This window comes from Roseibium sp. (genome assembly GCF_965233565.1).
Lineage (GTDB): Bacteria > Pseudomonadota > Alphaproteobacteria > Rhizobiales > Stappiaceae > Roseibium.
Genome location: NZ_OZ247494.1, coordinates 2,360,673 through 2,372,724 on the forward strand (window position 1 = coordinate 2,360,673; position 12,052 = coordinate 2,372,724).

General features: G+C 59.5%; 12 protein-coding genes. 5 read left to right on the forward strand and 7 right to left on the reverse strand.

Annotated features, from left to right (window positions below; translation table 11 throughout):
- Positions 1 to 16 precede the first annotated feature (16 nt).
- A complete protein-coding gene (locus ACO6TG_RS10775; RefSeq protein ID WP_422378179.1) occupies positions 17 to 1,393 on the forward strand; it encodes a M24 family metallopeptidase in 1,377 nt (458 codons plus the stop codon).
- Positions 1,394 to 2,234: 841 nt separating this feature from the next.
- Here ACO6TG_RS10775 and ACO6TG_RS10780 read toward each other — a convergent pair.
- From ACO6TG_RS10780 to ACO6TG_RS10790, 3 genes are all read right to left on the reverse strand, one after another.
- Positions 2,235 to 2,537, reverse strand: coding sequence for a hypothetical protein (locus ACO6TG_RS10780; RefSeq protein WP_422378180.1), 303 nt, complete (start codon positions 2,535 to 2,537; stop codon positions 2,235 to 2,237).
- A gap of 182 nt (positions 2,538 to 2,719) precedes the next feature.
- On the reverse strand, positions 2,720 to 3,196 hold the full coding sequence (locus tag ACO6TG_RS10785; protein ID WP_422378181.1) for an SRPBCC family protein: 477 nt from the start codon (positions 3,194 to 3,196) through the stop codon (positions 2,720 to 2,722).
- 23 nt (positions 3,197 to 3,219) lie between these two features.
- Entirely contained in the window at positions 3,220 to 4,245 is a 1,026-nt protein-coding gene (locus ACO6TG_RS10790; RefSeq protein WP_422378182.1) for a haloalkane dehalogenase, read from the reverse strand.
- A 153-nt stretch (positions 4,246 to 4,398) separates the two neighbouring features.
- On the opposite strand from ACO6TG_RS10790, the gene ACO6TG_RS10795 reads away from it, so the two are divergent.
- Complete coding sequence (locus tag ACO6TG_RS10795; RefSeq protein WP_422378183.1) at positions 4,399 to 5,280, forward strand: LysR family transcriptional regulator; 882 nt, start codon at positions 4,399 to 4,401, stop codon at positions 5,278 to 5,280.
- A gap of 3 nt (positions 5,281 to 5,283) precedes the next feature.
- Here ACO6TG_RS10795 and ACO6TG_RS10800 read toward each other — a convergent pair whose 3' ends face one another.
- Positions 5,284 to 6,186, reverse strand: coding sequence for a LysR family transcriptional regulator (locus ACO6TG_RS10800; protein ID WP_422378184.1), 903 nt, complete (start codon positions 6,184 to 6,186; stop codon positions 5,284 to 5,286).
- 164 nt (positions 6,187 to 6,350) lie between these two features.
- Between ACO6TG_RS10800 and ACO6TG_RS10805 the strand changes: the two genes are divergently transcribed.
- Positions 6,351 to 6,485, forward strand: a complete 135-nt coding sequence (locus tag ACO6TG_RS10805; protein WP_256386388.1) for a hypothetical protein — start codon at positions 6,351 to 6,353, stop codon at positions 6,483 to 6,485.
- A gap of 17 nt (positions 6,486 to 6,502) precedes the next feature.
- Here ACO6TG_RS10805 and ACO6TG_RS10810 read toward each other — a convergent pair whose 3' ends face one another.
- Positions 6,503 to 7,330 carry a phosphate/phosphite/phosphonate ABC transporter substrate-binding protein gene (locus ACO6TG_RS10810; RefSeq protein WP_422378185.1) on the reverse strand — a complete coding sequence of 276 codons (828 nt, stop codon included), beginning with the start codon at positions 7,328 to 7,330 and terminating at the stop codon, positions 6,503 to 6,505.
- A complete protein-coding gene (locus ACO6TG_RS10815; protein WP_422378186.1) occupies positions 7,327 to 8,262 on the reverse strand; it encodes a fatty acid desaturase in 936 nt (311 codons plus the stop codon). The genes ACO6TG_RS10810 and ACO6TG_RS10815 overlap by 4 nt, the downstream gene beginning before the upstream one ends.
- Before the next feature lie 280 nt (positions 8,263 to 8,542).
- Between ACO6TG_RS10815 and ACO6TG_RS10820 the strand changes: the two genes are divergently transcribed.
- Positions 8,543 to 9,865 (forward strand): NAD(P)/FAD-dependent oxidoreductase, encoded by a 1,323-nt coding sequence (locus tag ACO6TG_RS10820; RefSeq protein ID WP_422378187.1) that lies wholly within the window; start codon positions 8,543 to 8,545, stop codon positions 9,863 to 9,865.
- Between the two features lie 87 nt (positions 9,866 to 9,952).
- Positions 9,953 to 11,074 (forward strand): ATP-dependent DNA helicase, encoded by a 1,122-nt coding sequence (locus ACO6TG_RS10825; RefSeq protein ID WP_422378188.1) that lies wholly within the window; start codon positions 9,953 to 9,955, stop codon positions 11,072 to 11,074.
- Here the strand turns inward: ACO6TG_RS10825 and ACO6TG_RS10830 are convergent.
- Positions 11,058 to 11,708, reverse strand: coding sequence for a TetR/AcrR family transcriptional regulator (locus ACO6TG_RS10830; RefSeq protein ID WP_422378189.1), 651 nt, complete (start codon positions 11,706 to 11,708; stop codon positions 11,058 to 11,060). The two genes, ACO6TG_RS10825 and ACO6TG_RS10830, sit on opposite strands and share 17 nt — an antisense overlap.
- Positions 11,709 to 12,052: the final 344 nt, after the last annotated feature.

A 12,052-nucleotide genomic window follows, 5' to 3' on the forward strand; every position in this document is an offset into this window, starting at 1 on the left:
AGGAGTGTGGGCCTGCATGAATACAGAACATTTCGGCCGCCATCGGCGCAAGATCATGCCTGCACATCTGCCGGCACACCCGGGCGATGCGGCAGGCTACGAGGCGCTGGCCGCCTATGCCACGGAAAAGGCCACGGTGCTGAACCGGCATGTGCTCGGCTATGGCGACCTTGCGGAGAATGAATGGGCGGCTCTCGGGCTGGCCGCACCGGATCTGGACACCGTGCGCCGCTACCGGCTGGAGCGTATCCGCGGACAGCTTGAGCGTTTCGACCTGTCCGCCGCGATCCTCTGCGATCCGCTCAACGTGCGCTACGCAACCGACGCCACCAACATGCAGGTCTGGTCGACGCACAACGCCGTGCGCTACACATTCGTTGCGCTGGAAGGACCGGTCGTCGCTTTCGACTTTCACAATTGCGAACACCTGTCGGCGCACAATTATCTGGTCGACGAAATCCGCCACGGCGTGCCCTGGTTCTACTTTGAATCCGGCCCGCGCTCTGAGGAACTCGCCCAAAGATGGGCAGACGAACTCGCCGATCTGGTGAAGCTCCATGGCGGCGGCAATCACCGGATTGCTCTGGACAAGGCCCGGCGCGAAGGCGTGGCAGCACTCGAGGGCCATGGCATCACCATCCATGACGGCGAAGAAGTGATGGAACTTGCCCGGGCGATCAAATGCCCGGACGAGATCAGGGCCATGCGCCGCTCGATCGCGGCCTGCGAAGCGGCCATGAAGGAAATGGAAGCGGCCCTTCGGCCGGGCATGACCGAATGGGATCTGTGGTCCATGCTACACGCCGGCAACATCCGCCGCGGCGGCGAATGGATCGAAACCCATCTGCTGGCCTCCGGACCGCGCACCAATCCCTGGTTCCAGGAGGCCTCCGCCCGGGTCATCAACGAAGGAGAGCTGGTCGCCTTCGACACGGACCTCGTCGGGCCCTATGGCATGTGCTGCGACATTTCCCGCACCTGGCTGTGTGGCGACGGCCTGCCCACCAACGAACAGCGGTCGCTCTACCAGATGGCGGTCGACCAGATCGAGGCCAATATCGGGATGCTTGCGCCAGGCAGCAGTTTTCGGGAACTGTCCCACGAGGCAACCAGCCTGCCGGACAACTATCTCGCCAACCGCTATTCCGTGCTGTTCCATGGGGTCGGCCTTTGCGATGAATACCCGGCCGTGCCCTACCCGGCCGACTGGGCCGCAGGCGGCTATGACGGTTTTCTGGAGCCGGGTATGGTGGTCTGTGTGGAAAGCTATGTCGGCCGCCATGGCGGCCAGGAAGGCGTCAAGCTGGAAGAGCAGCTGCTGATCACCGAAACCGGTTACGAGCGCTTGAGCACCTATCCCTGGGATGCAAGGTTGATGGGACGGGCGATTTAGCGACCTTTGCCCTTTGCGCCGAAATGTCGTTGCATCGTGAGACCGGCTTTACCTTGTCATCCCGGTTTGCCGCAACGCGGCAAGACCGGGATCCAGTAGACACAGATTCAAGCGGGTTCCCTCATTCAGGGCCCCACAGTGTATTGGGTCCCGGCTCGCGCTTCGCTTGGCCGGGATGACAACGGAGAGTTTTGAAACCGCCTGCGTCACCCGAAGAATTTTCATCCCGAAGCTTCACACCTGAGCGCCTTTGCAGGGTTCAGTTGGATGCAAGGCTGAGGGGCCGGAATGCAGTAAGGGGCGAACCGCCACCAAATCCCGGTTCGTCATGCCATGGCTCGACCATGGCATCCATGCCGCTACAGCGCGAAACTGGCCTTACCTTGTCATCCCGGTTTGCCGCAACGCGGCAAGACCGGTATCCAGTAGACACAGAACCAGGCGGGTTCCCTCATTCAGGGAGCCGGGAGTACTGGGTCCCGGATCTCCGCTTCGCTTCGTCCGGGATGACAAACAGCAGGCGCCGAGCGTCGGGACGCACGAATACCGCTCGCCACACTTTCTTCATCATCCCATGGCTTGACCATGGGACCCATGCCATGGGCTCTCTGCGGACAGAGCTGCGCTTGAAGCGACGGAACGGCATGGATTGCAGGGCCCTGCCCTGCAATGACGAAAATGGATAGGCCGTGCGGGAGTCTTGCAATGTCCTCCCCGCGAAAGCGGGGACCAAGGACACTCCAATGTCTGCCGCAATGCGCTCATCTGCTTGCTCGGAGGCCTGGGCCCCGGATCTGCGCTGCGCTTGTCCGGGGTGACAACCGAGAGCTGTCGGGACAGCCTACTTCAGACGAAGGATCTTGGCGCCAAGGCTGCGTACATAGTCGCTTTGCGTGACAACGACCACGTTGGTTTCGTTGACTTCGGTCTGTTTCAGCTCCAGCGGGGTTTTACCGCCCGGATTGACGACCACCTTGCGGGTCGGCGGCAGACCACGGAACACCAGCACACCAGCTTCCTTGGTGACGATGGCCCCATAGGGCTCGTCATGCAGGATGCGCGTGGTATCGCCTGCAAGAGCAACACCGCTTGCCATCAGGCTGAGGCCGGTTGCAGCCAGCAGGGTTTTGCAGATGGTTTTCATGACGCGTCTCGCTGTTAACGGTTCATTTACCATGAATCGTAACCGCTCGTTAACTTTTGCGCCAGTCACCAGCTGCGAACCATCCCCGGAAAGGAGAAATATGGTTAACGCGCCGTCCTAAGGAGGGCACACGACAAGACCCCGGATCGGCGTCCGGGGCCTTGCAAGTCTCAGAAGCGGTGTTATGCCGCCATCTTCGGATGGGTCTCGACACCGTTCTCGACAAAATCCGCATTGGCGGCAAGCAGACCGGCCAGATTTTTGCGGAACTGGGATTTCATCAGCGGGATCATCAGCCGGCCGAGCAGGCCAAACTTGGGTGTGAAACTGAACCGCATCGTGACACGGCTTTCAATCGCCGAAAGAGCCTCAAAGTCGAGTGTCACACTTGCTTGCTTGAGCGGGACATTCGCTTCGAAGATGTCGACCACGATATGCTCTTCGGGCTGATAGCCGATGATCCGCTCTTTCAGATACGTCTTGCCGTCGACATGCTTGCACACCCGCTCGGCACCGAGGCCGGTTGCCGTGCTCCTGGGCAGCAACGGTGATTGGTTGATCACCGGATTGAACCGGTAGATTTCGTCAAACCGGTCCCAGCTCCGCCAGAGCTCGGCGAGCGGTGCCTTGACCGTCTGCGTCACAACAAGTTCGGCCATGATGTTTTCCTCCTCAGTGAACGTCAAAGACGGCGCAACCAGTCGGCAATTCCCTGGCCGATGACATGCGGATGATCTTCCTGCAGAAAATGCGTGCCCGCCCCGACGAAGCGAACTTCCAGGTTCGGCACATTCGCCGAGAGGTAGTCGACGACGGGTTTTGGAGCGATCGCCCCCGGCTCGCCATAGAACATCAGTTTCGGGATCTGGCTGGAGAGCAGCCAGGCCCCGTTTTCCGTCACTTCCTGAACTACATCGGCAGGTTTGCCGGCAATCGGCACTTCACGCGGCCAGGCCAGAACCGGCTTCCGGCTGGCCGGCGTCGGAAACGGCTTGCGATAGGCGTCCATCTCAGCCTCGGTCATCTCACGCATGACACCGAGATTGGGCAGCACTTCCTCGACAAAGAAGTTCTTTTGCAGCACCAGCTCTGCGCCTTCGTCGGTGTGCATCAAACGAAAGAAATCCGCGATCGGTTCCGGCATCGCTTCGTAGGAAGATGCCGGCATGGCGGGCGGCACGATGGCTTCCATGAAGACAAGACCGGCGATCCGCTCCGGATTGCGCCGCGCGTAGCGCATGCCAAGCGCCGAGCCCCAGTCATGCACCACCAGGATCGCGTTCTTTAAATCCAACTGATCCAGAAAAGCATCAAGATAGGCCCCGTGGTCGGCAAAGGTGTAGTCAATGTCCGGCTTGCCGCTGTCGCCCATGCCGATCAGATCCGGCGCGATGGCCCGGTGGCCTTCCGGCAGATGCGGAATGATGTTGCGCCAGAGATAGGACGACGTCGGGTTGCCATGCAGGTAGACGACAGGCTGCCCATCGCCTTCGTCGACATAGCTGATCGTCGACCCGTTCACCGAAACGTGCTTCTTGGTGAAAGGGAAGTCCGGTGAAATCGGAACGCCGTAGGGCGCATTCGCTGCGGCGTCAGGCGTCTGGGCCCGAGCGGCTGGCGAGGGCGCGAGCGTTGCCGCGGCGGCGCCTGCGAGGACGCCTTTCAGCAATCCACGCCGGTTCGTTTCAAGGTCAGATCTTTTGGTCATCATCAATCCATCACACAATCAATTGGAGCCGGCGGACCTCCGCCTTTCCACAAGGTGGTGGATTGATTTTCACTAAGGAATACGCTCATTCTGGCCGGAGTGGATAAAAAACAATCCACCCATCCAAATCTTTGAGCTGCAACGGTATCTGCCATGAAACAGACCCTCGACTGGGATCACCTGCGCATTTTTCTGATCGCCATGCGCACGGGCAGCTTCCGCAAGGCGGCGGAAAAACTCGGAGTCAATCACGGCACCGTTCATCGGGCGATTTCCGCGCTTGAAAAGGATCTCGGCACACGCGTCTTCGACCGGACAACAGGTGGATTGCAGCTGACAGCATCGGGAGAAAGCCTGATCGAGCCTGCCGAGGACATGGAATTGCAGGTCAGCAGCATCGCCCGCAAGCTGTCCGGTCTGGATCTCAAACCCTCCGGCGTCATCCGCCTGAGCCTGCCGCCCGCGCTTTCCCATGGCCTCCTGGCCGACATGTTGTGTGGATTTACAGAAGCCTATCCGGAGATCTCGGTTCACACGATCGCCACCAACCGGATCTCGAACCTGAGCCGCCACGAAGCGGATGTTTCCCTTCGTGTTGCCCGTGAGGTCGACGAAGACGTTTATGGCCGCAAGCTGGTGACCTTCGTGCAGGCCGTCTACGCCGCGCCCGCCTATCTGGAACGACACCCGGAGCTCGCTCGCTCACGCGGGGAAGGTGCACACTGGATCGCCTGGAGCGAATTTCAGGACTGGGTGGCCACGAGCCCGTTTCCGAAGGCCGCCGTGCGCCATGTCCTGCCGGAAGTCTCCATGCAGATCGAAGCAGCCGCGCAGGGCCTGGGTCTCATCAAGGTTCCGGCCTTTGCCGGTGATGCCGACCCCCGCATTGTCCGCGTGCCGGGCGTTCCGGTCCAGAGCGGCTATGACATCTGGATCCTTTATCACGGCGACCTCCGGCGCGTCGCCAAGGTCAGGGCCTTTGCCGATTTCACGAAGGATTATTTCTCTCAGAACCAGGACCTGTTCACGCGCTGACCGTCAGACGGTCATGCCATAGCCAAGTTCCTTGAAACATTCCTCGACATGCTGCGCAAAGGCATGGGTTGCCTTGCCGGCCTTGGCGCGCTCGCGCATGACAATGTGATAGTCACCGATCTCCGGAAGCCCGTGACGCTCGTCCAGCACCTGCAGCGGAGATTCAATCACGCTCGCCGGAAAGGGCGCGACCGCAAGATCGGCCAGAAGGGCCGCTTCCTGTCCGGCGCTGTGAAAACTCGTATAGGAAATCCGGTAGGGCTTCTGGGCATCGTCGAGCGCGATCCGCGCAGCCCTGCGCCAGGGGCAGCCCGGAGTTGAGACCGCAAGGGGCAAGGGATCGCGCTCATAGGCGATGCCCCCTTCAAGACCGACCCAGACCAGCGGCTCGGTGAAAACGATCTCCCCGCCCTTGGCGAGACCGGTATCCGGCCGGGCCGTGAAGAGGGCCAGGTCCAGTTCCCCCTTCCGGATCTTCTCATCCAGCACCGGACTGCCATCCAGATGCACATCGACATTCACACCGGGATGAGAGCGTGCAAACCGCGACAGGATATTGGGCAGAAACCGCGTCCCGAAATCGGACGGCGCACCGAATCTCACCTCGCCTTCAACGGCCGGCGACAGGAACAGGCCGACCGCTTCTTCATTCAGCATCAGGATCCGGCGGGCATATCCCAGCAGCGCTTCGCCTTCCGGAGTTAGGCGCACCGTGCGACCCTCCCTTGCAAAGACTGCAAGTCCCAGGATGGTTTCCAGTTTCTTGATTTGCATGGAGACGGCAGACGGCGTCCGCCCGACAAGCTCGGAAGCCTTTGTAAAACTTGACGTTTCCGCGATCACAACAAAGGTGCGATAGAGTTCGAGATCGATCAGCGGAATGCCTGTTCCCGGCAATTTTTGCATCTGAAGGGGTCTCCGGCGCTCAGTTCAAAAAAATTGAACAAATAGATGAATACTATTCGATTGATTGAAAGGCAAGAAACGCACATATAAGGGGCAAGCGGCCTGAAATTAAAGCAGTGGACCGCAGTTTTACTCACAATCGAACAATCAGGATTGGGAACGCCATGACCTATCTTGCACAAGCACTCGGCACCAACCTCATGGGTGTTGTCTCCGGCCATTCCGCTGCAGAACTGGCCCGCATGAACCAGGCGCTGCGCCTGCGTGAAACCGCAACAGTCCGGAAAACCGGTCGCTGAACCGGATCAGCTGGCCGTCAGGCCAGCTCCGGATATCCCAGCGCGGCCGCCTGGCTCTCCATGTCCAGGATACCGGAATAGTCGCTGACATTGAGTTTTGAAAAGCCGCGAATGCCAAGGCGCTCGCGGCTTTTTACCGTTTCAGGCCCTGTCAGAACCTGTTCGACCGTGTCCGCAATCAAATCCGCTTCAGCATCGGAGAAGCGAAGCGATGTAATGAACGGCAGGCCGGGCACCCCTGCCGTCTGCCCGATTGCGCGCAAGGAAGCTGTCAGTTCGGGAAGTTCCTGGCGGGCGAGTGACCAGCAGACCGCATCGATACAGGCAACATCTGCCTCACCGGCTGCGACGGCTCTCATCGACCCGAGATGGCTGCCGCTTTGCACGAGATCGGAAAAGAACACGCGACCGGAAGTCAGTTGCGCCACCGCATGCCGAAAGGCATTCATGCCCGACTGGCTGTCCGATCCGTTAAAGACCGCTCGTCGCCCGCGCAACTGCTCCAGGCTCTGAAACCGGCTGTCGCTACGAACCACAAGATGGCTGCAATACTGCGGGCCGTCACAGCCCTCGGCATCATAAACCGGTGCGCCAAGCACCCGCACCCTGCCGTCCAGCGCGTGGGTCAATGGATAGCCGCAGGTCTGGGTCAGCAGCAGATCCGGATGCCGCCAGACCGCTTCAAGATCATCGGTCACCGGCCAGGCCCGCAGCTCGCCTCGGGCGAGCCCCAGAACGCCGGAAAGCGCACCTTGCAGCGCGCTTTCAAGATCCGCCGTGGCATCCCGCACTTCCGGCCAGTCATACATCGGCAGCCGGACTTGCAAAAAGGGACTATCCGTCAAGACGCCACCCTTTCCGGCGCGACGCCCACCTGAGCCGGCGTGTGCCTGAGCGGGTGGGCCACCGGTTCTTTCACTTTGAAGAAATACCGCTTCGCGAGAGCGAAATAGCTTGCGAAGACATAACCTTCATTGCGTTTCTGCCAGTCGTCCCGATTGCTGCGATAGATCCCCGGCAGCTTGTACCAGGCCGTTCTCGGATTGGCATGGTGAACGACATGTAGGTTGTTGTTCAGGAACAGAAGTGAAAACAGCGGGCAGAACTCCACGATGATCGATCGGGCTTCCGCATTTTCGTGGGCCCGGTGTTCGGCAAAGGTGCGCAGCATCAACAGGCTCATGGCCGGATAGGCGACGGTCAGAAGATAAAACCAGAGCGGTATGCCGCCGACAAGTGTCACGAAGAGGATCACCGGCACCGCGCCGGCAATGTGGTGTAGCCAGGCCCGCATGACCACTCGGTCACCGGCCAGCATCATCCGGATTTCCGCTCCCAGAAAACCGACCATGGATACCGCCGGACCGATCAACAGACGCCCGAGCAACGAATTGTTGAGTGTCAGCACGAATTTGATCGGCCTCGGCAGGCTTTGCCAGTCGCGCCATGCCAGATAGAAGCTTTCCGGATCATCATAAGGGTCGGTCAAACGGTCATTGTTGTGATGACGCAGGTGCAGCGACTTGAACCGGCGATAGGGAATCCAGAGACCAAGTGAACAATAGACAAGCGCTTCGTTGACCGCCGGATTGCGGGTCGGGTGCCCATGCAGCACTTCATGTTGCAGGGAGGATTGCAGCGTCACCGCCATCGCAGCCAAGGGACAAACCACCCAGGGGCCAAGTTCGCCGTATAATCCAATCAACAGCATCCAGGTTACCGACGTGGCCAGGATAAGCGCCAGTGTCGGCCATTCGCAGAAGTTTGCGCGCGGCACGAAAGTCTCCAAATTGTTGAAATAGCGGTAAAAACCGAGAACGACTCCACTATGCGGAACAGAAACTCAGGCTTCAATTTGAGACTTGGGAACAAATTCTGCACAGGTTATCATATTCACCATATTGGTGATAAAATTAAATATATGAAGAAAAATATCTTCATTTTCGTAGTTTTTCTAACCTCCATGGCCGGATCTTGACACCGATTGGCGGTTTTAACGGTAGACAAAGACAGGCGCGTCTTTTGTTCTTGGACCAAAAGTCAAAAGGAATCCTGCAATGGCTGCACAAAACGCCTCCCCTGCCCGCTATGACGCCATCATCATCGGTGCCGGTATCATTGGCTGCGCTGTTGCCCTGTCCCTTTCCCGCAAGGGCTACAAGACCCTGAATGTCGATGCCCTTCCGGCAGCCGGCTATGGATCGACCTCTTCCTCTGCCGCCGTCATCCGGACCTATTATTCCACGCTCGACGGCACCGCGATGGCCCTGGAAGGCTATCATGACTGGAAGGTCTGGCAGCAGACAATCGGCGCTGAGACCGAGGAAGGCCTTGCACGCTTTGTTGAAACCGGCACGCTGGTCATGAAGACGGCCGCAGACAATTATCAAAAACACGTGCTGGAACATGCCGACCGGCTTGGCATTCCCTATGAACATTGGGGCGCGGCGAAAATTCAGGATGAGCTGCCCGGCTATGACCTCACCTGCTATGCACCCGCCAAGACCATGGAGGACGACGACTTCGGCACGCCAACCGGCGGCGCGCTTGACGGCGGGGTCTATTTTCCCTGGAGCGGTTATGTGGACGACCCGCAGATCGCCGCACGAAACCTCAAGGACGCCGCCGTTCGCCTGGGCGCGGAGTTCCGTTTCAACACCAGGGTCACGGCCATTCCCGTCCAGGACAACCGGGTAACCGGTGTCTCGTGCGAAGACGGAACGCATGTTCCGGGCGGTATCGTGATCAATGTCGCCGGACCGCATTCCGGCAAGGTGAACGCGCTGCTTGAAGGCGATCCCGGCATCAGGATCGGCCATCGCCCGCTACGGCAGGAAGTGGTGCAGATCAAGCCACCGGATCGCCTCGGTTATTCCCGGGAGGGGCTGATTGTCTCCGACAACGACATTGCGGTCTATGTCAAACCCGGTAGCGGTGGTCAGCTGATGATCGGCAGCCAGAACCCGGCCTGCGACGTCCATATCGAAGAAAACCCGGACGACTTTGCGCGCGACCTCACCGATCGGGCGCTGGCCTATGCCTATCGCTATTCGCAGCGCCTGCCCGAGCTGGGCGTTTCGCAGCATCCGGTCGGCATTGCCGATCTTTATGATGCCACCGACGACTGGCTGCCGGTTTATGACCGCACCGATGTCGACGGCTATTACCTGGCCATCGGCACCAGCGGCAACCAATTCAAGAACGCGCCGGTCGCAGGCCGCCTGATGGCCGATCTCATCTCCTACTGCGAAGACGGCGGCGACCAGGACAACGCGCCATTGCAGTTCCGTCTCAGCCATGTCGACCATGCTCTCAACACGGCGACCTTCTCCAGGAAACGGGAACTGACGAAAGAAAGTTCGTTCTCGGTGCTTGGGTGATCCGACCGCCGGGAACCCAAAATCCACCGTGGTCGAATCGCATATTTCAGGGTAAGCAACCGGGTCTGATCCCGAAGGAGCTTCTCCGTGGCCTGGTCCCCGCAACAAGATGACGCCCTGCAGCAAACCGCCGACTGGCTGAAGCGCGGCGACCGTCAGGTGTTCCGCCTGTTCGGCTATGCGGGCACCGGCAAGACCACGCTTGCTCGTCATCTCGCCGAAGGCATCGACGGTGACGTGTGCTTTGGTGCTTTTACCGGCAAGGCAGCCCATGTTCTGCGCCAGAAGGGCTGCGAGGATGCCGGGACGATCCATTCGCTGATCTACCGTCCGCGCTCCGCCAAGGAAGAAGAAGAGCTCGATGACGATGAGGAGGACAGCGGGCCGCAATTCGCCATCAAGCGCGACAGCGCAGCGGCCACTGCGAGCCTGATCGTCATCGACGAATGCTCGATGGTTGACGAAGAGCTCGGCAAGGATCTTCTGTCGTTCGGCACGCCGGTGCTTGTGCTGGGCGACCCTGCGCAGCTGCCACCGGTCAAAGGCGGCGGGTATTTCACCGAAGCCGAACCGGATGTGATGCTGACCGAGGTTCACCGCCAGGCTCAGGACAATCCGATCGTACGCATGTCCATGACCATCCGGGACGGCGGCCAGCTCGATTATGGTGTCTTCGGCGAGAGCAAGGTCATTCACCGGCGCGAGATCGACAAGGACCAGATCCTGGACGCTGACCAGGTGTTGGTCGGAACCAACAAGACCCGCCGGCTCTATAACGGGCGCATCCGGGAACTGAAGGAATTCGACACGCCGATGCCGGCTGTCGGTGACAAGCTCGTCTGCCTGCGCAATGACAAGACCAAGGGTTTGCTCAATGGCGGCCTCTGGACGGTCAAGCGGCTACGTCCGCCGCGCGGCAACACGCTTCGTTTCGATGTTGTGTCGGAGGACGAACTCTCGCGGACGGCCGTGAAGGTAAAGGTGCTGCCGGCCATGTTCGAAGACGGTGCCGAGGCCATACCCTATGCCATCCGGCGCAAGGCCGACGAATTCGACTACGGTTACGCGCTCACCGTGCACAAGGCCCAGGGCTCACAATGGGACAGCGTCGTCCTGTTCGACGAAAGCTGGGCATTTCGCGAACACAAGAGCCGCTGGCTCTATACGGCCGTCACCCGGGCGGCCGAGCGGATCACTGTCGTAAGATAGGCGAATTCAAGGCGCTGTCGGAAAACCCGGCCAGCTCGTCGCGCACCGGCAGCGACTGCAGACCGGTCTCCACAAAGGTCTTCAGCTCAGGCTCGCTGATGCCACTGCGGCCCAGAAGAGCGATTGCCGAGAACTGCCCATCGAGGAAAGTCGCCGCGCGATCGATATCCGCGTCATCGCGAAGTTCTCCGGCGTCTGCGGCTTTCAGCAAGCGGTCCCGGATCGCATTGAAGCGAGACTCGCGCAATCCTGTAACCACCTCCTGGTGTCGTTCCGGTCCGTAGGTGCAATCCACCAGCGCATTGACCAGGAAACAACCCGCCGGCGTGTTCTGGTCGAGCGTCAGGTCGGCAATGGCGCCGAGAAAATCGCGGAAGTCGCTGACAACATCCTTGCGCGCCAGGTTCAACCTTGAGAAGACTGGTCCACCATAGGTTTCGAAATAATGGAGCAGCGCCTTTTCAAACAGAGCTTCCTTGTCGCCAAAGGCCGCATAGAGGCCTGGTTTGGCCATTCCGGAAGCTTCGGCCAGATCACTCATGGAGGTGCCCGAATAGCCGTTCTGCCAGAAGGCCACCATCACGGAATGAAGCGCGTCCTTGGTACTCACTTTTCTCGGTCGGCCACGGGCCATCGGTCTGTCCTCCCTATAACAAACCGTCCGCCCAAGTCCTGCGGGTGCCCACTTACCCGGCGCCTGAGCTACGCCGCTAACGCGGCTCGGATCTGCATGATGCGAAATCAAACACGGTATTTTGTCAAAAGAATAGCGAGTTCTCTTGAACGCAGAATACGCAATTTATTGCAGCCCGTACACAAAAACGGCAATTTCAACTCATAAGTGCATACCAAATTGCATGCGGTTGTGCAATTCAGGCGATCCGGTTTCAGGTCGGGTTTGAGAACGGAAGAAAACCTAATAAAACTGAGCGTTTTCCGAAATGATGGTGGAAGGAGGCCACTGGTCTCTTTTCCGCC

What these genes read in the sequence shown, in the direction of transcription:
- ACO6TG_RS10775 (WP_422378179.1), top strand. Translation starts at nt 17, where the DNA reads ATGAATACAGAACATTTCGGCCGCCATCGGCGCAAGATCATGCCTGCA.
- ACO6TG_RS10780 (WP_422378180.1), bottom strand. Translation starts at nt 2,537, where the DNA reads ATGAAAACCATCTGCAAAACCCTGCTGGCTGCAACCGGCCTCAGCCTG.
- ACO6TG_RS10785 (WP_422378181.1), bottom strand. Translation starts at nt 3,196, where the DNA reads ATGGCCGAACTTGTTGTGACGCAGACGGTCAAGGCACCGCTCGCCGAG.
- ACO6TG_RS10790 (WP_422378182.1), bottom strand. Translation starts at nt 4,245, where the DNA reads ATGACCAAAAGATCTGACCTTGAAACGAACCGGCGTGGATTGCTGAAA.
- ACO6TG_RS10795 (WP_422378183.1), top strand. Translation starts at nt 4,399, where the DNA reads ATGAAACAGACCCTCGACTGGGATCACCTGCGCATTTTTCTGATCGCC.
- ACO6TG_RS10800 (WP_422378184.1), bottom strand. Translation starts at nt 6,186, where the DNA reads ATGCAAAAATTGCCGGGAACAGGCATTCCGCTGATCGATCTCGAACTC.
- ACO6TG_RS10805 (WP_256386388.1), top strand. Translation starts at nt 6,351, where the DNA reads ATGACCTATCTTGCACAAGCACTCGGCACCAACCTCATGGGTGTTGTC.
- ACO6TG_RS10820 (WP_422378187.1), top strand. Translation starts at nt 8,543, where the DNA reads ATGGCTGCACAAAACGCCTCCCCTGCCCGCTATGACGCCATCATCATC.
- ACO6TG_RS10830 (WP_422378189.1), bottom strand. Translation starts at nt 11,708, where the DNA reads ATGGCCCGTGGCCGACCGAGAAAAGTGAGTACCAAGGACGCGCTTCAT.